We start from the raw sequence: 20,398 nt of genomic DNA, 5'->3' as shown, positions 1-20,398 counted from the left end.
ACATTGATTGTGCAGCGAGGGCAATATGAAGCGTAAAGCTTCAACACATGAACGCCTTGCGGAGCGTTTAGCAAATATTTTGACTAAATTAAATACTGGGTATCAATTGGGGGTTGCAGAACTAGCACATGAATTTCAGGTGAGTACTCGGACAATAGAGCGAGATTTTGATCGTCTCAATACGTATTTACCTTTACTTCAAGATGAATATACCAAGAAGTACTTTTTAGATCCTGTTTATCTTGGGCGCTTTAAGCTACAAGACATTCAGAACTTTGCGCAGCTTTCTGGGATCAGTGAGCTCTATCCATCTCTAGATATGTCTTTTCTACGTGGCCTGCTTGATGAGCGTGCGAATCAAGTGTTCTCTGCCAAAGGTTATTATTATGAAAATGCACAGCAATTTGCTGAACATTTTCAGGTTTTTGCGGGCGCGATTCATAAGCGTCAAAAAATCAGTTTTATTTATAATGATCGTTTGCGCCATGTTGACCCGTATCGTTTAATTCATCATCAGGGAAGTTGGTATTTGGCTGCAGCTGTAGTTGATGAATTACGTGCTTATCGTTTAAGTAAAATAGATCAAGTGGTTGTACATGAGTCGGAGCTTTTCGAGCACCATTTAGAAGTTTTGACCCAATTAGAGCTTAGTGAGGGGATTTGGTTTGCAAAGCATAAGCAAACGGTCAAAATATCGGTGCGACCTGAAGTTGCTTTATATTTTAAGCAACGTCTGTTATTGCCAGAGCAACAAATTGTACTAGAAGATGCATCGGGTGGTTTATTAATTGATTGTCAAATTTGCCATGAAATGCAACTTTTACCTTTGGTACGTTATTGGATTCCATACATTAAAATTATTGAGCCAGCTCATTTTCAAGAAAAATTAGAACAAGATCTGCAACATTACTTATTACCACCCTTATCGTGATAAACGAATGAGATATTATTTTTAAGAGAGTCAATGTGCTCTCTTTTTTTGTGCATTGCATTATGCTTTTTCTGTAGGCATAAAAAAACCAGCTTAACGCTGGGTTCTTTATATGCACCATACTTAGAAGTATAAGAATGGTGCCCGAGGCCAGACTCGAACTGGCACGCTTTGTGGGCGGGGGATTTTAAATCCCCTGTGTCTACCGATTTCACCACTCGGGCTTTAACAAGATGGAGGCGGAGGTCGGAATCGAACCGGCGTCCACGGAGTTGCAGTCCGCTGCATGACCACTCTGCCACCCCGCCGCGTCTTGTTGATGCGTATATTAGCAAGCTCTGAAAAAAAAACAATAGCGCTTTCATTCGTATGCGCATAAAAACAGCATATAGCGAAAAATATTTAAAATTATCATGTATTATGTGCAAAATTGATTCATATCAACACTTGGAGATGTGCCGTGGCATTAGTTTTAGATGGTCGTGCATTGGCAAAAAAAATTGAAGCTGACTTGTTAACTCGCGTTGAAGCGCTCAAAGCAAAATCAGGTCGTACCCCAATTCTTGCGACTATTTTGGTGGGTGACGATGGTGCATCTGCAACTTATGTACGTATGAAAGGAAATGCCTGCCGTCGTGTTGGTATGGACTCACTTAAAGTTGAACTTCCAAAAGAGACCACCACTGAACAATTGTTGGCAGAAATTGAAAAACTGAATGCAAATCCTGATGTTCACGGTATTTTGCTTCAACATCCAGTGCCTGAACAAATTGATGAGCGTGCATGTTTTGATGCAATTTCTCTTGCAAAAGATGTGGATGGCGTAACGTGTCTTGGTTTTGGTCGTATGGCCATGGGTGAAGCAGCATATGGTTCTGCGACACCTGCAGGTATTATGACTATTTTGCAAGAAAACAATATCGAAATTGCTGGAAAGCATGCTGTTGTTGTAGGACGTTCTGCAATTTTGGGTAAGCCAATGGCTGCGATGTTACTTCAAGCCAATGCGACCGTAACGATCTGCCACTCACGTACTCAGAACTTAGCTGACTTTGTGAAACAAGCCGATATTATCGTGGGCGCGGTTGGTAAGGCGGAATTGATTCAAAAAGATTGGATCAAACAAGGTGCAGTGGTTGTTGATGCTGGTTTCCATCCACGTGATGGTGGTGGTGTAGGCGACATTCAATTGGTCGGTATTGAAGAAGTGGCTTCTGCGTACACACCTGTTCCAGGTGGTGTTGGCCCAATGACGATTACGACACTAATTCGTCAAACAGTTGAAGCTGCTGAAAAAGCTTTAGGTTAATTTTTATAAGACTCTAAAATCAGTTTTATGTTGGTGTTGGAGTCGTGACATCGTCATTTGCTGCTGTTCGAGGCCGGACCAAATTCGATAAAAATGTTTCTGCGAAGCATTAAATAAATGATGATTTCAGTCGAGTTCAGCAAATGGCAATGGTTTTGCCTACTTTTGTCGAAACAAAAGTAGGTCGAACCGAAGGTTATGCATATCATGCGTCTTAATGTGTAAGACTCCGTCGTGCGTTTATTAAAAAATTCTACAAATATAAAATGTCCATGAGCTGTACTTTCCAATTTCCTCAAGCACCTAAACATTTACTAAAAGCCTTGCATGAGGTGATTCCAAATTGTGAGCTTTTAGCTCAGCAACTTCCTGAGACATCCATTTCACTGTGGCTCATTCCTCCAGTATTTCCAACCGATAAACTGGATGATGAAATCATTCGTCGTATTTGGAATGAAACGCCATATTGGATCTTTTGTTGGGCTTCAGGTCTAGCCATGGCGCAGTGGTTACTGGCAGAGCCTCATCATGTCAAAGATAAGGTGGTGTTGGATTTTGGTGCAGGTTCAGGTGTGGTGGCGATTGCAGCCAAAATGGCGGGCGCAAAACGTGTGATTTGTTGCGATATTGATGCAGTTAGTTTAGATGCTTGCCGTGCCAATGCGGAACTCAATAACGTAGAGCTAGAGTATTTGGATGACTTATATCAATCTGAACAGGTCGATATTCTATTGGCTGCCGATGTTTTATATGACCAATGTAATCGTTTCTTTTTAGATGAGTTTTTAAAGTTTGCACCTGAGGTTTGGGTGGCAGATAGTCGTGTTAAAAATTTTAGTCATCCGCAATACATAAAGCTTGATGAGCGTAGTGCCACAACTTGGCCAGATCTAGATGAGTCACTAGAGTTTCGCAATGTGAGTTTTTATCGAACGTTGAATGTTCAAAAAGGGCACTAAGCCCTTTTTTATATATCAGAAGGTCTTAAGAGCACGTATAGCGTACAACATGTAGTGTGCTTGGTCGTGCTTCAAGTGACTCGCGTGTTGCAAAGTTTTCACCTTGGTGTAAGTCAGGTGTATTGCTTAAGCCAAAAGTGGCACGAGTTTGACCAATTTGGCGTCCATATTCGGGAACATCTGCTGCAGTATTAGGAATTTCATTAATACTTAAAATCGCCAATTTATAATTCTTTTGTGAACCTAAAACTTTTTGGCAAGCACGTTGTAATTTATTTTCATCGAGTTGCTGATTTTTACGAGCAGCAAGCGTATAAGCAAGGGTAGCACTCGACGCTGATTGATGTTCAATTTGATAGCCAACATTGCCATTGTACTGGCGAGGTGTGCTTTGACATGCAGATACTGCTAAAACGATACAGCTTAAGCCTAAAAGTTTATACGTATTTTTCATATAAAAAGTTCCTAACATTATTCTTGTTCTTAGTATGCCATACACAGGTGTAATTCACGATATTTCAATCGATCAAGTTTCGGCAAAAAAATTGATCAAACATAAAAAATGCCTTTATTCGAGAAGGCATTTTTTATGTTTAGCTTATTAACTTACACAGTCAATTTAAGCATCAATGATCGGTAATCATGCTGTGCTTTTTGGTGTCTTTCATAAAGATGTAAGTCAGTAGAGATAAGCCAATCATGAAGGTGATGTAGTAAAAGAAGTAGTTTTCATGTCCTGCATTTTTAAAGCTCAACGCCACAAGTTCTGCTGTACCACCAAAGATAGTATTGGCAATCGCATAAGGCAGGGCAACCCCTAGTGCACGAATATGTGCTGGAAAGAGCTCTGCTTTGACTACGGCATTAATTGCGGTATAACCCGTTACAATTACCATACCGCTCATACATAGCATGAATGCGGTTGTTGGACTGTTGGTTGAACCAAGACCGTTGAAAATTGGAATCGTGAACAGTACACCCAATACACCAAAAGTGATCATAATTGGTTTACGACCAATTTTATCAGACAGTGCACCCACCACAGGTTGCAATAGCATGAAGACAAAGATTGCAGCTGTGGTGATCTCTGTTGCTGTGGTTTTCTCAAAACCTGAGGTGTTGACTAAGTATTTTTGTAAATACGTGGTAAAGGTATTGAATGCCAGTGTTCCACCTGCAGTCAGCATAATTACGGTGAACGCTTGCTTTGGATATTTGGTAAATAAAGCAAGTGCGCTAGATTTTGGGCCACCATTTTTAGCTTGTTCCTGTGCATCTTTTGAGGATTGGGTTTCAACCAAACCACGACGAATCCAGAACACCACAATGGCAAGTACAGCACCAATGAAGAAGGGAATACGCCATCCCCATTCAGATAACTGTGCTTCGCTCATGGTGCGTTGTAAAATGATCAACACACACAGCGCCAAGAGCTGACCTGAAATGAGAGTCACATACTGAAAACTAGAGAAGAAACCACGATGGTTTTTCCCAGCCATTTCCGTTAAATAGGTTGCGCTTGAACCGTACTCTCCACCAACACTTAAACCTTGCAATAAACGGGCAAAGAGCAATAAGGCAGGTGCGAGCATACCCACACTGGCATAGGTGGGTGCACAGGCAATAATCAAAGATCCTACACACATTAAAGATACAGAGAGGGTAAGACCTGATTTACGTCCTTTACGATCTGCATAAATGCCCATGATCCACGCGCCAATAGGACGCATCAGGAAGCCCAGTGCAAAGACGGCAGCAGCTTGTAACAGTTTTACCGTGTCATCCCCTTCAGGGAAAAACTGTGGCGCGAAATATAAGGTAAATGCGGCATAGACATACCAGTCATACCATTCAACTAAGTTGCCAGCTGAACCACCGAGAATCGATTTTAAGCGGGTCTTTTTATCGATGCTTACTGGAGCAGTTTGGGGAGATAGATCAGTCACAAAAATTTCCCAAAGAGAAGTTCGGAAAATACATCTTTTAACTTTTTAAGTAGAAAAAGTTAAAACAATATATTTTAAGATTAAACAAAAAATTCTGTTTCGTTATACGCCCCTTATCCTTGGACTTCATTCGACTTTAGTCTAAATGTTGGTATGATTTATATGCTGTTAAGTTTTTCTAATGAATATCTTTATTTTAATGGGAAATTATCATTTTACTTATTCAAAACAAACTCTTGTGATTTTTTAATGTGTGAATAGTCAATTAAAATACAAGGGGTTATAGGGCTTTTTTATTTTATGGTGAATGTTGATTTTTAGAAAAGAAAGTGTTTTTTAGCTTGGAAATTAGTCGATTTTTCACTGAATAGTCAAAATTAAAAATTAAATTGTAAAAATAGATGCAGTTATTAATTTATTTAGAATAACGAATTTCCTCTGATCTGAATGGCTTTGGAGTATGACAAGGTTGGATTTTGATGTTAAGTTTAGCGTGAAGAACAAAAATAACACAATAACTCAATGAGAGAGGTGAATATGCAAGACACAGATGCCATTTATGATATTGCCGTTGTGGGCGCGGGCATCAATGGGGTGGGCATTGCAAATGACGCTGTAGGGCGCGGTTTAAGTGTTTTCGTCTGCGAAAAAGATGACTTAGCTAGTCATACGTCTTCAGCCAGTAGCAAGCTCATTCATGGTGGATTGCGTTATCTCGAACAAAAAGAATTTCGTTTGGTGCGTGAAGCGCTATTAGAGCGTGAAGTACTGTTAAAAAAAGCCCCACATTTGATCCATCCTATGCGTTTTATTATGCCGCATTTACCTTATTTGCGTCCTGCGTGGTTGATTCGTTCAGGCTTGTTTATCTATGACTATTTGGCAAAACGAGAAACATTAGAGGGCTCGGAGCTTGTTCATTTTAATGTCGATAGCCCGTTAAAAGACACCATTAAGCGTGGTTTTGAATATTCGGACTGTACTGTGGATGATGCTCGTTTGGTGGTAGTTAATGCAATTCAAGCGCATGAGCTGGGAGCTCAAATTCGGACACAAACACGATGTGTTTCTGCGGTTCAGCAGGAGGGTGTGTGGTGTCTAACCTTAGAGCATCAAAAACAACATTACCAAATTAAAGCTCGAACTTTGGTTAATGCAACGGGTGCATGGGTCACGGATTTTATTCAACAGCAACTGTCCAAAACCCCAAAGGCAGGCATTCGATTGGTTCAGGGCAGTCATATTATTGTGAAGCGTTTATACCCGGAACCGCATGCGTTTATTCTACAAAATGATGATCAACGCATTGTGTTTGTAATTCCTTATTTAGATGAATACAGCCTGATTGGTACCACGGACGTAGAGTTTGAGGGGGATGCAAATCATGTCCATATCACCGAGCAGGAAACTGCTTATTTGATTGATGTGATTAATGACCATTTCAAGCTTCAATTACAGCAAGAAGATGTAATCTCAAGCTTTGCAGGTGTAAGGGCATTGTATGATGATGCAAGTACACAAGCCTCTAAAGTGACACGTGATTATGTACTGGCGATATCTAAACCTGTTGCGGATGAAGCACCATTATTATCTGTTTATGGTGGAAAGTTAACGACTTATCGAAAGTTGGCGGAAGCGGCTTTGCTACAGCTAAAACGTTATTTTCCACACATGAAGGCGGAATGGACGGCTGAGGCAAAACTCCCAGGTGCGGAAGGTTTTAGTTCAGTTGAGGTTTTATGTGCAGAGTTGATGCATGAAATCAAAGGACTGGATTTTCAAACAGCGCATCGTTGGGCAAACAGTTATGGTAGTCGAGTGTGGCATATGCTCAGTGAGAACAAAGATGTACAAACTTTAGGGCAGTCTTTTGGCCATGGTTTGTATCAGCAAGAAGTGGATTATGTGGTGAAACGTGAGTGGGCCATCAGCAGTGAAGATATTTTAAAACGCCGGACTAAGCTGTATTTAAAATTTGATGCACTAGAAACCCAAGCTTTAGACCTCTACTTGCAGGATTTACACCTGCGTCGTCTGCAAGAGGATGCTGCATAGTATTGATTGTGTCAGGTTACATTTCATTCCGTTCTATTAAAAAAGCCGCTATTGCGGCTTTTTTAGATTTAAACTTTGATACCGCCGAGCTGTTTACAGTCTACAGGTGTCTTCCATTTTACAGCCGTTCCCCAAACGACTGGACGGACAATACGCCAAAGCGTTGGCTGGCATTGTAGTCAATGACGACGTAACACCGACTTGATTGTGCACGTTCAGCAAGACGCGGATAGAGTTCAACTACGCTGCCATAAGTGCTCTTGGCGACTTTGCTGAGCTTTTGATTTCAAAATTGAGTTGAATCGGAGGGGGCTTTGATCGAGTAAACATGAAGTGCTGGCTGAGTTGTTGCTACTTATTTTAGTCGCGATTGGCTGGATAAATTTTGTTGACTTATATAGTTTTAAAATTATAAATAGATTAAAAAAAGACCGCTTATGCGGTCTTTTTTTTGGCTTAATTTAAAGATTAAGCAGATTGCTTAACAGCATCTAAAAGTTCGTTTTGACGAGCTTTAAGTGCAGCTGGTAGGCGTTCACCAAGTTTGTCGAATAGTTCAGTGTGGCTTTCAAGCTCTTTGATCCATTGATCTTTGTCTTGAGAAGTCACAAGGTCAAACTGGGCTTTAGTGAAGTCAGAACCTGTCCAGTTCAACTGTTCATACGTTGGAACTAAACCAATTGGTGTTTCAACTGCATCAGCACGGCCTTCACAACGGTCAATGATCCATTCAAGAACACGCATGTTTTGACCGAAACCAGGCCATACGAAGTTGCCTTCAGCATCACGACGGAACCAGTTCACATTGTAGATGCCCGGAAGTTTGTTGCCCGCAGCTTTAGCTTTCGCTGCAACTTCTTCACCAAGCTCTAACCAGTGAGAGAAGTAATCCGCCATGTTGTAACCAGCAAATGGAAGCATTGCGAATGGGTCACGACGAACAATACCTTGTTGGCCTACGGCCGCAGCAGTTGTTTCAGAGCCCATAGTTGCAGCTTTGTAAACACCATCTACCCAGTCAAATGCTTCTGAAATTAGAGGCACTGTGTCCGCACGGCGACCACCAAAGATGAACGCTGAAATTGGAACACCGGCTGGATTTTCCCAGTCAGCATCAATAGAAGGACATTGACCAGCTGAAACAGTGAAGCGCGCATTTGGATGAGCCGCTTTTTCTGCGCCAGTGTGAGGTTGACCTTTCCAGTTGGTCAGGTTAGCAGGTGCTTCTTTAGTTAGACCTTCCCACCATACTTCACCATTGTCAGTTACCGCAACGTTGGTATAGATCACGTCTTTGTGAAGTGTAGCCATACAGTTCGGGTTGGTCTTGGTATTGGTACCAGGCGCTACACCGAAGAAACCTGCTTCTGGGTTGATTGCGTATAAGCGACCGTCTTCACCTGGTTTGATCCAAGCAATATCGTCACCTACAGTTTCAATTTTCCAACCTTCGTAGCCTGCTGGTGGAATCAACATTGCGAAGTTTGTTTTACCACAAGCAGAAGGGAATGCCGCTGCGATGTAGTGTTTTTCGCCTTGAGGATTAGTCACACCAAGGATCAGCATGTGTTCTGCTAACCAACCTTGTTGACGACCCATAGAAGACGCAATACGTAAAGCTAAGCATTTTTTACCTAGTAATGCGTTACCGCCGTAACCAGAACCGTAAGACCAGATTTCACGTGTTTCTGGATAATGCACGATGTATTTTTCAGGGTTGCAAGGCCATGCAACATCTTTTTCGCCATTAGCAAGCGGCGCACCAACAGTATGTACGCAAGGAATAAATTCACCGTCTGTACCAAGAACGTCATAAACAGCTTTACCCATGCGAGCCATTTTAGACATGCTAACTGCTACATATGGAGAGTCAGTTAATTCGATACCAATGTGCGCAATATGAGAACCCAATGGGCCCATAGAGAACGGTACTACATATAAAGTACGACCTGCCATTGAACCGTCAAACAAACCATTTAGGCGGGCACGCATTTCAGCAGGCTCTTCCCAGTTGTTTGTTGCACCAGCATCTTCTTGTTTTTCAGAGCAGATGTAAGTACGACCTTCAACACGAGCAACGTCAGAAGGATCAGAATTAGCAAGATAAGAACCAGGATGCGTTTCTTGGTTAAGCGCTTGCATTGTGCCGTTAGCGATCATCAAGTTGATATAACGTTGATATTCTTCTTCGCTGCCGTCACACCATTCAATTTTCGCTGGTTTTGTTAATTTTGCAATTTCTTCCACCCACGCAATAAGCTTAGGGTGACGAACGAATTCTGGTGCGTTCACTTGGGTCATGGTGAGGCCTATCTCAAATATGTACACGTTTGTACAAAGTACAATCTCAGCAATAAAATTTACTGCAGAGATGAAAAGATGAAAAAAAAGTGGCTGTATTAAAGCATAATTTGATAAAAAAAATAAGACCAAAGGCGTATCTAAATTATGAACAGCTCGATGGAGTTGCTTCATTTTAATTATTAAAAAACAATAGTTTGGTTAGATTTCTTGCTTTTATTTTGTGTATTTATTATATTTATGAGGATTATTCATTTAAGATATTAGTATTAAAATCATATGCTTGCATTTATTTTGTGATTGAGATTTATTATTGATTAAATAAATGGTAGTCATTTGAATTTTACATAACAAAACTGTTAAGTGTTGAATATTTGGACAAAAATAGAGCAATTACTTCAAGTTTAGGTGCAAAATGTCAGAGCAACTCAAACCTTTATCACTTATTTATAATAAAAAATCAGGTTTTCATGCCGCAAATAAAGATGAAGTGTATGAACAGTTGGTAGCAGATCTGAGTACTGCGGGTTTTGAAATACAGTCATTTGAGTTAAGTGAGTGCATCAACTTTGATCAGATGATGCAAGATATTTTACTACGTCATCGTCAAGCGGAGAATGTAGGGGTCGTGGTTGCTGCAGGTGGCGATGGCACTTTAAATGCTGTTGCATCTAAATTGATGGGAACGGATATTCCCATGGGGATCTTGCCGCTAGGTACCTTTAACTATGTTGCGCGAGTGCTGAATATTCCGTTGGATTTATTAGATGCAGCCAAAGCCATTAGTGAAGGGCAGCCACGTTCTGTACATGTGGCACAGTTGAATCAACATATATATCTGAACAATGCCAGTTTAGGGCTTTATCCTTTATTTATTCAAAAAAGAGAACAGTTTAATAAGCATTTTGGACGTTTTCCATTGCATGCGTATACTTCGGCATTGGATGTTCTCATCCGCGACCGAAAAGAGTTAAAACTTGAAGTGGAAGTTGATGGACAGCGCTATCCAGTGAAAACGCCATTGATTTTCTTTGGCAATAACCAACTTCAACTGGCTGAAATGAAACTACGTATTGCCAAGGCGGCGGAAGCAGGCAAAGTGGCGGGCGTGGTAGTAGCAAAAAGTGATAAGCGGACTTTGTTCAAGACCTTATGGCAGCTGATTAAAGGCAATTTGGATCAGGCTTCCGATGTCTATAGCTTTGCAGCAGATGAAGTGATTGTTCATTCAAAGCGCAATAAGCTCACGGTTGCGGTAGATGGAGAAATTGTCACGATGACACCACCGCTGAAAATTACAGTACGTAAGCATGCGCTGAATGTCATGGTTCCCGCATGATTTTACATTTGTCGGATTTACATTTTGGGACCGAACGCGAAGTCTGTTTGCAGGCCATTCGTCAGTTATGTGAGGAACACCCTTTTGAAGCAGTGGTGGTCAGTGGGGACTTGACCCAACGTGCACGGTTTATTCAGTTTTATGCTTGTCGGCAGTTTTTAGACAGTTTAAAGCTGCCGTATTTGGTGGTGCCAGGGAATCATGATATTCCGCTGTACCATGTGTGGAATCGTTTTTTCAGCCCCTTTGCACGTTATCAACTGTTTTTTGGGGGGATGGAAAACACGTTGGAAACTGAACACTTTTATGTCATTGGGGTGAATAGTATTCGTCGGCGTTACCACACGCGAGGGCATATTTCACTGAACCAAATTCAAGAGATTGACCTGAAGTTGCAGCAAGCACCTGCACACAAAATTAAACTGATCGCCGCACATCAGCCTTTTTATACTCCGCCAGACCATAGTCATGGTGTGAAAGACTGTCCAATGCTTGGTCGTATTGCGTTGGAGCAATGGAGCCAACATGGTTTAAATGGACTCTTACATGGGCATTTACACCACGCTGCCGTTTATGATTTGAACCAGATTTATCAACTTGGGGTATCTCATCCTGTGCTGGATATTCATGCGGGAACGGCAACGTCTTATCGTTTACATGCGGGCTTGCCCAATAGCTTGAATATTATTTTGCCGAATGCTGATGTACAACATTTGAGCTTTAACGCTGCAACCAATCGCTTCGAGTTGATGTAGCGAAATACGTCAGATTGAATTGAGTGTCTAAACTTTGATGAGGTTTGCTTAAAAAGAGCGCAAAAATATAAAAATATTTTGTGTTTGCCCTTGAAGCGTTTTATTCCATCCCCACAAAAGTGTCATATCAAAATTTTGTTGATGACCTAGGAATAAGAAGTCATCTTCACATCGTAAACAACGGCATTTTAAAAATGTCTATGGAGCAAGAAATGAGCAAAATTCGTCCTTTACATGACAACGTTGTGATTCGCCGCGTAGAAAAGGAAACTAAAACTGCAGGTGGTTTAATTTTGAGTACTTCTGCTGCTGAACAGCCAGCTCAAGGTGAAATCATTGCAGTAGGCAATGGCAAAATTACAGACAATGGCGTTCGTGCTTTAGACGTAAAAGTGGGCGACAATGTACTGTTTGGTGCATATGCAGGCACTAAAGTTAAAGTTGAAGGCGAAGAACTTCTTGTGATGAAAGAGTCTGATATTTTAGCGGTTCTTGAAGGTTAATTCAGAACGTTCATTTGCTGTTTAAGCAATACAATTGATTAAAATTTAAGAATATTTGGAGTTTAGTATGTCAGCTAAAGACGTAAAATTTGGTGATTCAGCTCGTTCTAAAATGATTGCAGGCGTAAACGTGCTTGCAGATGCTGTAAAAGTAACTTTAGGTCCTAAAGGCCGTAACGTTGTGATCGACCGTTCTTTCGGTGCGCCGCACATCACTAAAGATGGTGTAACGGTTGCGAAAGAAATCTCTCTAAAAGACAAATTTGAGAACATGGGCGCTCAATTGGTTCGTGAAGTTTCTTCTAAAACCAATGACATTGCTGGTGACGGTACAACAACAGCAACTGTACTAGCTCAAGCAATTTTAAATGAAGGCATCAAGTCTGTAACTGCGGGCATGAACCCAATGGACTTGAAACGTGGTATTGACCTTGCAGTTAAAGCATTGGTTGCTGAAATTAAAGCAACGGCTAAACCAGCGTCTGATACCAAAGCGATTGAACAAGTGGGTTCAATCTCTGCAAACTCTGACGAAACTGTAGGTAAACTCATTGCACAAGCAATGGAACGCGTGGGTAAAGAAGGCGTAATTACCGTTGAGGAAGGTTCAGGCTTTGAAGATGCTTTGGACGTTGTTGAAGGTATGCAATTTGACCGTGGTTATATCAGCCCATACTTTGCAAACAAACAAGATACGTTAACTGCTGAATTAGAAAACCCATTCATTTTGCTTGTTGACAAAAAAATCAGCAACATCCGTGAATTGATTACTGTACTTGAAGCTGTTGCTAAAACAGGCAAGCCACTTTTAATCATCGCTGAAGATGTTGAAGGTGAAGCGTTAGCGACACTTGTTGTGAACAACATGCGCGGAATTATCAAAGTATGTGCGGTTAAAGCACCAGGTTTTGGTGACCGTCGTAAAGCAATGCTTCAAGATATCGCAATCTTGACGGGCGCGACTGTGATTTCTGAAGAAGTCGGCATGACTTTAGAACAAGCTTCTCTTCAAGACTTAGGTACTGCGCACAAAATCACTGTATCTAAAGAAAATACTGTGATTGTTGACGGTGCTGGTGACGCAGCTCAAATTGCTGAACGTGTCACTCAAATTCGTGCGCAAATTGAAGAATCGTCTTCTGAATACGACAAAGAAAAACTTCAAGAACGTGTTGCTAAATTGGCAGGCGGTGTAGCTGTGATCAAAATTGGTGCAGCGACAGAAGTTGAAATGAAAGAGAAGAAAGACCGCGTGGACGATGCGCTTCATGCAACACGTGCTGCTGTTGAAGAAGGTGTGGTTGCTGGTGGTGGTGTTGCACTGGTACGTGCTGCAGCTGCACTTGACGGCGTAAACGGTGCGAATGACGATCAAAACGTAGGTATCAACATTTTACGTCGTGCAATTGAAGCACCACTTCGTCAAATCGTTGCGAATGCGGGTGATGAGCCTTCAGTTGTGATCAACGCGGTAAAAAATGGAGAAGGTAACTTCGGTTATAACGCTGCTACTTCTGAGTATGGCGATATGCTAGAAATGGGTATTCTTGACCCTGCGAAAGTAACGCGTTCTGCACTTGAGCATGCTGCATCTGTAGCAGGTTTAATGTTGACAACTGAATGTATGATTACTGACGTTCCAGAAGACAAGCCAGCAATGCCTGATATGGGCGGCATGGGTGGTATGGGCGGAATGATGTAAGCTGCACCATATTATTTTAGATGTAAAAAGGCCGCTTAAATGCGGCCTTTTTATTATTTGTAAATGTTGGATTGGTTTGGTGCATAATGCTTAAAGTGGTTTAGTTAGGCTGTTAAATTAAAATAATTGATATTTTTAGCCATTTTTAATCTGAATAGACTTTGTTGCACAAACCTACTCTTAAGGGCTTCTTCATCAATATAATTTCTAAATGAAGAAGCCTGCACCTAAAATTTATCGCACAACTAATTGGCCTTTGTATAACTGAGCACTAATAAATAGAGGAAACATCTTCATTTGGTTTGACCCAACGACTCAATGGTATGCTCAACCACAAGGTAAGCAAGGTCGAAATCAAACTTATGCCGATGCCGCGATTCAGTGTTGTTTAATAATCAAATCGCTATTTCTACTCTCTTTACGCCTAGCCACAGAATTTGTTCAGAGCCTCATTAAACTTAGTGGATTAGATTGGACAGCACCAGATTATTCCACGCTGTGTAGAAGACAGAAGCATATTGATATTGCAATTCGCTATCAAAAAAGTAGTAATGGACTTCACTTGCCCGTGGACTCTACTGGCTTAAAGTTTTTAGGTGAAGGTGAATGGAAAAGGAAGAAACATCAGCCCGAATATCATCGCCAATGGCGTAAGCTTCACATTGGTATAGATGCTGAAACGCTGCAAATACGTGCAGTTCAGCTCACAACGAACAATATCAGTGATTCACAGGTACTCGGTGATTTACTTGATCAAATCCCATTGGATGAGCAGATTGATTCAGTCTATACAGACGGGGCTTATGACACAAAAACAATGCCGTCAGGTCATTGCAGATCGGCAAGCGTATGCAGTGATTCCACCTAGAAAAAATGCAAAGCCTTGGAAAGACAAAAAAGTAGAATCTTTAGAAAGAAATGAATTATTGAAAATAGTTAAACGCCTAGGAAAAATGATTTGGAAAAAATGGTCAGGCTATCATCGTCGTAGTTTGGTAGAAACCAAGATGCATTGCATCAAATTACTAGGCGATAAACTCAGTGCTAGGAACTTTCAAAGCTAGGTCAACGAGGTACATGCCCGTATAGCCATTTTAAGACCGAATTCATATCCAAGTTGTCACTTAAATTTGAGTCGCTTAGGGGTATTTTTTTAAATATTTGTGCAACAAAATCCTTTTTCAGCAAAAATTCCAGACGACGATAGGTCTGTATTCGCTGTATAGGAAAAGGCATTTTTTCAAATACACGCTAAAGAATAATAAGTTTTAGAACATGATCTGAATCCGAAGAAAGCTTTAATAAGTAGAGACCATAAAAAATACAATTACCATTCTTTTGAGTGGTTTTTCTATTTTCAAAGTTTGATAACGTGCTCTACCAAGCAATGCAACTGTGTGAGATGGGTCAGTATTTTTCAGCATGCCTAAATTGGAATTGGCTGTTGATTTTTACTCTTACACGGTAGCTTTGCTGATGACAATTAAGCTTAGGGATAAGAAGAGAATGAATTATAAAACATTGAAATTATCAAAATATCTGAAAGGTTATCTTATAGCAGCCTTCCTGTTGCGTGTTTAGCGGCAACAGTCACTCGGGTTAATCCATTCAAAATACAAAACGGCTCTGCTCTTTAGCAGACTTCATGTAGTGAATGGAATGAAACTCGCTAATCTCTTTTCGCAAAATGACTTGTGCACATGGTTATGTACAGTTGCGAATTAGTGCCTGAACGCTGAAAAAATGAGGACTCTAAAAAATGCGAATGATACCTATACAAGCTGAATCGCCGCCTTTAAAAAGCCTGCAAGTGCAGGGACAAACATATCGCTATCACGTGATGGTCAAGCCCTCTGGCGCACAGTGTAACTTGGACTGTAGTTATTGCTTCTATTTGCATAAGCAAGATATGTTGCATCAACCGAAAACTCCGCGCATGACGGAGTCAATGCTAGAGCTTCATATTAAGCAATATATTGAAGCACAAACTGGGGATGAAATTGTATTTAGTTGGCAGGGCGGTGAGCCGACCTTAATGAGGGTGGATTTCTTTAAACGCGTGACTGCACTACAACATAAATATAAGAAACCCAATCAACGCATTGAAAATGACTTACAAACCAACGGTATTTTACTCGATGAACACTGGTGTGCCTTTCTAAAAAAACATGATTATCTTGTTGGCTTATCCATTGATGGTCCAGCCGATTTGCACGACATCCACCGTTATAACAAAGGTGGTAAACCTACCCATGCCAAAGTGATGCATGCTGCGCAACTACTGCATCAATACCAAATACGCTTTAACGCATTATGTGTGGTCAATCGCGATAACAGCAAACGACCGCTCGATGTGTACCGCTTCCTGCGTGATCAGGTTAAACCTTACATGATTCAGTTTATTCCAGGCATGGAAAGTGCGCAGTTCCAACAAACAGCGCCAGGACACTGGAATCCAGCCGATTTACCGAAACTAGGCAGTACCGCAGCACAACCCGGAACTATTGATTCCGTAGTAACCGACTGGTCGATTGCTGCGGATGATTGGGGGAGCTTCTTATCTACTGTATGGAAGGAGTGGTTTGCTCAAGACTTTGGACAAGTGTTTATCGATCAATTTAAGAATGTGATTTCGATGATGTTTGGATATGGCGCACAAAAATGTGTATCTGGACAGATTTGCGGGAAGTCACTCGCAGTGGAGCACAATGGTGATTTATTTTCCTGTGATCACTTTGTCTATCCAGAATATAAGCTCGGCAATATTCAAGAGACCCATCAGGGGGATTTGGTTTTTGCAGAGCGACAAAAGAAATTTGCCTATGCCAAGTCAAACTCACTCCCAGAATACTGCCGCAAATGTCCATATTTACAACTGTGCTGGGGCGATTGTCCGAAAGACCGTTTCTTGAAAACCCCTGAAGGAGAAGTTGGCTTACATTACCTGTGCTCAGGCTTAAAGAAATTTTTTCATACCGCAACCACTTCCAAAAGTGAGATTGCGAAACGCTTACAACCACATTAAAAGAACCGTAATAACGTAGGGCAGGACGTCGCCCATAAATGATGAAGTATCAAATGATTGTGTGGATACAATTGTTTGAAAGTGAGTTTTTATCTGTTCCAAAAACTGTTAAGGAAAACATATGCGTAAAAAAATTATTGCACGTTCCATCGCTCTGGCAGGAGGGGCTTTGCTTTCAACCGCCCTGATGGCAAAAGCACCGAATATCTTGGTGATTATGTCGGATGATGTGGGCATGACAAACGTCAGCGCGTATAGCCATGGGGTTATGGGGTATAACACGCCGAATATTGACCGTATTGCCAAAGAAGGCATTATGTTCACTGATCATTATGCACAGCCAAGTTCTGCCGCAGGTCGTGCATCGTTTATTACGGGTCAGTATCCAATTCGTTCAGGTTTGACCACGGTAGGGCGACCAGATTCGCCTTTAGGGATTAAACCAGAAACACCAACGCTGGCAGAAGTACTAAAACCTTTGGGTTATATGAGTGGTCAGTTTGGTAAAAACCACTTGGGTGACCGTAACGAACATTTACCAACGGTACATGGTTTTGATGAGTTCTTCGGTAATTTGTATCACCTCAATACTGAGGAGACTTTTGAGCAATTTGATTATCCAAAAGATCCAGAATTCCGTCAAAAATTTGGTACTCGTGGCGTTCTACACTGTTATGCAAACACTACAGATGATGAAACGAATGATCCGCGTTTTGGTAAAATGGGTAAGCAAAAATGTAAAGATACGGGTGAACTTTCGCGTAAACGCATGGAAACGGTGGATGATGAATTCATTGCAGCCAGCTTAGACTTTATGAAGCGCAGTAAAAAAGCAGACAAGCCGTTTTTTGTATGGTTAAACCCAAGTCGTATGCACATGTTTACCCATTTACGTCCTGAGCATCGTTACTTAGCTGCTAAAGCCACCTCAGAAGATGATCTATACGGCAGCGGTATGGTTGAACACGATATGCAAGTCGGTCAACTCTTGGATGATATGAAGAAGATGGGGGTGTTGGATAACACCATCATTGTTTATACCACTGATAATGGCCCTGAGCACAGTGCAAAAAATCATGGTGGAACCACACCATTCCGTGGTGAAAAAATGACGACCTATGAAGGGGGAGTCCGTGTTCCAATGATGGTGCGATGGCCGGGACATATTCCTGCGGGACAAGTGAAACACGGCATTCAGTCGCATATGGATTTGTTTACAACTTTGGCGAATGTCGCAGGGAATAAAAATGTGGTCGAGGTGATGAAAACCAATCGTAAGCAAATTATTGATGGTGTAAACAATATCGACTATTGGACGGGCAAATCAAAAGAGAGTATGCGAGATAATTTTCTGTACTATCATGAATCGATTTTACGTGCAGTTCGTATTAATCAATGGAAAGTTCATTTTGAAACCAGTGAAAATTATTACGACCAATATCAAAAGCAAAAATTTCCAGTGATGTACAACCTTCGTCAAGACCCATTTGAGACTTTTGATAGTATTAGAGACCGTTCGGAGATTATTCAAACCAAGCAATGGATTTCTGAACCTTTACAGGCATTACTGGGTTCACACATTAAATCTTTGATGGATTATCCACCTGTACAAAAAGCTGCAACACTTGATTTTAGCGAGCTAATTAAGAATATGCAGACCCAAAAGCAGTAAACTCTGATAAAGGTGGCCGAAGTAATTCAGCCACCATTTTGATGTTTTGGTGAAATTTATGCTGTGATATATAAAGAAGCAATTTAAATCATTCAGAATGTTGCGAGTGTCTATTCTAAGGATTTGGTGAGTTTAAAGTTGGACTCAGGTTGATCCAGTAGTTGGCCTTTATCGCCACGCATTTCAATGAATTGCGCACCAATATAATAAATACGGCTATCACCAGATGAGTCGAGCTGTATCAGTTGATCAGAGTCATTCAAAAATTGAAATGAACCTTTCACTTCATTGACATAATTATTATTCGATTTGCCTAAAAATTTTTGTTTCAGCACAAAATGATGATCTAAGGTCAGTTCAAGTTCAGTGTCGATCCCAGAACAATCATGACAGGGTAGAACCCCTTGATATGTGCCTACCCAATCTAAGGCATTTGCTGTGTCTGGTGCATCCATCACGGTTGTGCTAGCACTGTCGTCCAGAGATGCCGTGACATTGTGATCTGGTGGAGGATTGTTTTCATTTGGCTTTGAGCATGCAGTTAACATGGTGAAAGATAGGCATAGTGCTAAAACAGTCTTTTGCATATACAGCACCTGATATTATTCAATGTTTAGTTTTACACTACAGTAGTGCAGGAAATGAATCTGTGAAGATCTGTGAGTGCTTCTGTATCTTCAATAAAGAATACTATTCACGTATTTTTACCTTTAATCTCAAAGACCCTGTTTTTTCTTGAAATATTTGGAATTAAATAAAATATACGTTTATAGATTAATTGTTGTTTTATTGAGCGTCTCGCCGTGTATTTGATCAGCAGCATTGCTAGAATCGGCGCGGATTTTCAGTAATGTGGTATTTTTTGTGTTCGAAAAGCTTGCAGAACAAAGTTTAGCCTTAATGGGGTGGCAGATTGATAATCATTGGGATTTGAATATCGATCAATGTGTAATGATTGCAGCGCCACATACCAGCAATTGGGATGCGCTGTACGCTCGTTTGGCATTAAAGGCCTTAGGTGTGCATGTCCGTATCACTATTAAAGACAGCTATATGAAACTGCCATTTGGGCCATTTGTTCGTGCAATGGGCGGGATAGGTATTGACCGTCGTCCGAAGCATGAAGGTGAACCACGTCCAAGTATGGTGCAACTCATGAGTGATCTTTTTAAAGAACACCCTAAGTTGGTGATGTTGGTCACCCCTGAAGGGACACGTGCCAAGCAGGAACAGTGGAAAACAGGTTTTTACCATGTTGCAGTTAGTGCAGGTGTTCCAATTGCGTTGGCCTATATGGACTATGCGAAGAAAAAAACTGGAGTGGGTAAAATTATTTATCCTACTGGTGATTATGAAAAAGATATGGCTGAAATTATGGCATTTTATGCGCAAATTTCTGCTAAATTTCCTCAAGATTTCAGTGTCGATACTCGCTATCACAACGACTCAACTGTGTCTTAAATTCGAATCATATGAAATAAAAAAGACAGCTTTCGAGCTGTCTTTTTTATTGCTAATCGTATTTTAAGGACTTTGCTGGGGATTGGGTAAAACCCCACCTAGTGATTGGCATGCGGCCGTATAACTTTGTAGCTGTGTTTCAATCACTTCGGGCAGGGGCAGGTCAAAAATTTGATCGCCATGTTGATAGCTTTCTACATAGGATTGGGCTTTTTGTTTGCTGCTGGCAAGCACTTGTTCATGATAACTGGTCATACTGCTGTGGTCTGCCTGATCGCGCTCTATATTTTGACAGTCAAAAGATTGGAGAAGTTTTTCGGCTTGTTTTATTTCTTTGGATGAGCTTATGGAGCAAGCACTGATAAAGCAAATACTCAGTAGTGCAAGAGGCAGTTTCATATATGGTGAGCGGTGGGTTTGAAGGTGTGCCAATTGTATAA

16 protein-coding genes, 2 tRNA genes and 1 pseudogene are annotated in these 20,398 nt (G+C 41.1%); 12 read left to right on the top strand and 7 right to left on the bottom strand.

Going from position 1 to position 20,398, the window contains the following annotated elements; translation table 11 throughout:
- The first annotated feature begins 25 nt into the window (after nucleotides 1-25).
- Nucleotides 26-931, top strand: a complete 906-nt coding sequence (locus HYI04_RS11200) for a YafY family protein (RefSeq protein ID WP_058952090.1) — start codon at nucleotides 26-28, stop codon at nucleotides 929-931.
- A 138-nt stretch (nucleotides 932-1,069) separates the two neighbouring features.
- Here HYI04_RS11200 and HYI04_RS11195 read toward each other — a convergent pair.
- Nucleotides 1,070-1,155 (bottom strand) — tRNA-Leu (locus HYI04_RS11195).
- 10 nt (nucleotides 1,156-1,165) lie between these two features.
- Nucleotides 1,166-1,239, bottom strand: a tRNA-Cys gene (locus tag HYI04_RS11190).
- Nucleotides 1,240-1,391: 152 nt separating this feature from the next.
- Between HYI04_RS11190 and folD the strand changes: the two genes are divergently transcribed.
- Both folD and HYI04_RS11180 read left to right on the top strand, forming a co-directional pair.
- On the top strand, nucleotides 1,392-2,240 hold the full coding sequence (gene folD / locus HYI04_RS11185; protein ID WP_058952089.1) for a bifunctional methylenetetrahydrofolate dehydrogenase/methenyltetrahydrofolate cyclohydrolase FolD: 849 nt from the start codon (nucleotides 1,392-1,394) through the stop codon (nucleotides 2,238-2,240).
- A 272-nt stretch (nucleotides 2,241-2,512) separates the two neighbouring features.
- Entirely contained in the window at nucleotides 2,513-3,199 is a 687-nt protein-coding gene (locus HYI04_RS11180) for a methyltransferase (protein WP_058952088.1), read from the top strand.
- A 25-nt stretch (nucleotides 3,200-3,224) separates the two neighbouring features.
- Here HYI04_RS11180 and HYI04_RS11175 read toward each other — a convergent pair whose 3' ends face one another.
- Complete coding sequence (locus HYI04_RS11175) at nucleotides 3,225-3,653, bottom strand: hypothetical protein (protein WP_058869220.1); 429 nt, start codon at nucleotides 3,651-3,653, stop codon at nucleotides 3,225-3,227.
- Between the two features lie 172 nt (nucleotides 3,654-3,825).
- Nucleotides 3,826-5,145, bottom strand: coding sequence for an MFS transporter (locus tag HYI04_RS11170; protein ID WP_058952087.1), 1,320 nt, complete (start codon nucleotides 5,143-5,145; stop codon nucleotides 3,826-3,828).
- A gap of 537 nt (nucleotides 5,146-5,682) precedes the next feature.
- Between HYI04_RS11170 and glpD the strand changes: the two genes are divergently transcribed.
- Nucleotides 5,683-7,200 (top strand): glycerol-3-phosphate dehydrogenase, encoded by a 1,518-nt coding sequence (gene glpD, locus HYI04_RS11165; RefSeq protein WP_010326281.1) that lies wholly within the window; start codon nucleotides 5,683-5,685, stop codon nucleotides 7,198-7,200.
- A gap of 468 nt (nucleotides 7,201-7,668) precedes the next feature.
- Here the strand turns inward: glpD and HYI04_RS11160 are convergent, their stop codons facing one another.
- Complete coding sequence (locus HYI04_RS11160) at nucleotides 7,669-9,501, bottom strand: phosphoenolpyruvate carboxykinase (GTP) (RefSeq protein ID WP_010326282.1); 1,833 nt, start codon at nucleotides 9,499-9,501, stop codon at nucleotides 7,669-7,671.
- 415 nt (nucleotides 9,502-9,916) lie between these two features.
- Here HYI04_RS11160 and HYI04_RS11155 point away from each other — a divergent pair, with 415 nt between their 5' ends.
- The 7 genes and pseudogenes from HYI04_RS11155 to HYI04_RS11125 all read left to right on the top strand — a co-directional run bounded on the left by HYI04_RS11155 (nucleotide 9,917) and on the right by HYI04_RS11125 (nucleotide 18,497).
- Complete coding sequence (locus HYI04_RS11155) at nucleotides 9,917-10,840, top strand: diacylglycerol kinase family protein (RefSeq protein WP_010326283.1); 924 nt, start codon at nucleotides 9,917-9,919, stop codon at nucleotides 10,838-10,840.
- The gene (locus HYI04_RS11150) at nucleotides 10,837-11,595 is read left to right on the top strand and encodes a metallophosphoesterase (RefSeq protein WP_010326284.1); all 759 of its coding nucleotides are present in this window, start codon (nucleotides 10,837-10,839) and stop codon (nucleotides 11,593-11,595) included. Before HYI04_RS11155 ends, HYI04_RS11150 begins: the two co-directional genes overlap by 4 nt.
- A gap of 212 nt (nucleotides 11,596-11,807) precedes the next feature.
- A complete protein-coding gene (gene groES / locus HYI04_RS11145) occupies nucleotides 11,808-12,098 on the top strand; it encodes a co-chaperone GroES (protein ID WP_010326285.1) in 291 nt (96 codons plus the stop codon).
- A gap of 67 nt (nucleotides 12,099-12,165) precedes the next feature.
- Complete coding sequence (gene groL, locus HYI04_RS11140; RefSeq protein ID WP_004694331.1) at nucleotides 12,166-13,800, top strand: chaperonin GroEL; 1,635 nt, start codon at nucleotides 12,166-12,168, stop codon at nucleotides 13,798-13,800.
- Nucleotides 13,801-14,011: 211 nt separating this feature from the next.
- Nucleotides 14,012-14,861 (top strand): annotated as a pseudogene (locus HYI04_RS11135) (IS5 family transposase); the annotation flags it as partial.
- Nucleotides 14,862-15,559: 698 nt separating this feature from the next.
- Entirely contained in the window at nucleotides 15,560-16,825 is a 1,266-nt protein-coding gene (locus HYI04_RS11130; protein ID WP_010326288.1) for an anaerobic sulfatase maturase, read from the top strand.
- Nucleotides 16,826-16,946: 121 nt separating this feature from the next.
- Nucleotides 16,947-18,497 carry an arylsulfatase gene (locus HYI04_RS11125; protein WP_171253706.1) on the top strand — a complete coding sequence of 517 codons (1,551 nt, stop codon included), beginning with the start codon at nucleotides 16,947-16,949 and terminating at the stop codon, nucleotides 18,495-18,497.
- A 110-nt stretch (nucleotides 18,498-18,607) separates the two neighbouring features.
- Here the strand turns inward: HYI04_RS11125 and HYI04_RS11120 are convergent, their stop codons facing one another.
- Nucleotides 18,608-19,084, bottom strand: coding sequence for a copper resistance protein NlpE (locus HYI04_RS11120; protein ID WP_010326290.1), 477 nt, complete (start codon nucleotides 19,082-19,084; stop codon nucleotides 18,608-18,610).
- 277 nt (nucleotides 19,085-19,361) lie between these two features.
- On the opposite strand from HYI04_RS11120, the gene HYI04_RS11115 reads away from it, so the two are divergent.
- Nucleotides 19,362-19,958, top strand: coding sequence for a 1-acyl-sn-glycerol-3-phosphate acyltransferase (locus HYI04_RS11115; RefSeq protein WP_010326291.1), 597 nt, complete (start codon nucleotides 19,362-19,364; stop codon nucleotides 19,956-19,958).
- Between the two features lie 63 nt (nucleotides 19,959-20,021).
- Here the strand turns inward: HYI04_RS11115 and HYI04_RS11110 are convergent, their stop codons facing one another.
- Nucleotides 20,022-20,357, bottom strand: coding sequence for a hypothetical protein (locus HYI04_RS11110; protein ID WP_010326292.1), 336 nt, complete (start codon nucleotides 20,355-20,357; stop codon nucleotides 20,022-20,024).
- Nucleotides 20,358-20,398: the final 41 nt, after the last annotated feature.

The organism is Acinetobacter sp. SwsAc2 (assembly GCF_013391465.1).
GTDB lineage: Bacteria > Pseudomonadota > Gammaproteobacteria > Pseudomonadales > Moraxellaceae > Acinetobacter > Acinetobacter johnsonii.
The sequence above is the reverse complement of the archived record's forward strand: the minus strand, read 5'-3'. Positions and strand labels throughout refer to the sequence as shown.

Bases quoted from the DNA above. Each gene is read 5' to 3' on its own strand.
- HYI04_RS11150 (WP_010326284.1), top strand. From the start codon at position 10,837: ATGATTTTACATTTGTCGGATTTACATTTTGGGACCGAACGCGAAGTC.
- HYI04_RS11120 (WP_010326290.1), bottom strand. From the start codon at position 19,084: ATGCAAAAGACTGTTTTAGCACTATGCCTATCTTTCACCATGTTAACT.
- HYI04_RS11155 (WP_010326283.1), top strand. From the start codon at position 9,917: ATGTCAGAGCAACTCAAACCTTTATCACTTATTTATAATAAAAAATCA.
- HYI04_RS11175 (WP_058869220.1), bottom strand. From the start codon at position 3,653: ATGAAAAATACGTATAAACTTTTAGGCTTAAGCTGTATCGTTTTAGCA.
- HYI04_RS11200 (WP_058952090.1), top strand. From the start codon at position 26: ATGAAGCGTAAAGCTTCAACACATGAACGCCTTGCGGAGCGTTTAGCA.
- HYI04_RS11125 (WP_171253706.1), top strand. From the start codon at position 16,947: ATGCGTAAAAAAATTATTGCACGTTCCATCGCTCTGGCAGGAGGGGCT.
- glpD (WP_010326281.1), top strand. From the start codon at position 5,683: ATGCAAGACACAGATGCCATTTATGATATTGCCGTTGTGGGCGCGGGC.
- HYI04_RS11160 (WP_010326282.1), bottom strand. From the start codon at position 9,501: ATGACCCAAGTGAACGCACCAGAATTCGTTCGTCACCCTAAGCTTATT.
- groES (WP_010326285.1), top strand. From the start codon at position 11,808: ATGAGCAAAATTCGTCCTTTACATGACAACGTTGTGATTCGCCGCGTA.
- HYI04_RS11110 (WP_010326292.1), bottom strand. From the start codon at position 20,357: ATGAAACTGCCTCTTGCACTACTGAGTATTTGCTTTATCAGTGCTTGC.
- HYI04_RS11180 (WP_058952088.1), top strand. From the start codon at position 2,513: ATGAGCTGTACTTTCCAATTTCCTCAAGCACCTAAACATTTACTAAAA.
- HYI04_RS11130 (WP_010326288.1), top strand. From the start codon at position 15,560: ATGCGAATGATACCTATACAAGCTGAATCGCCGCCTTTAAAAAGCCTG.
- groL (WP_004694331.1), top strand. From the start codon at position 12,166: ATGTCAGCTAAAGACGTAAAATTTGGTGATTCAGCTCGTTCTAAAATG.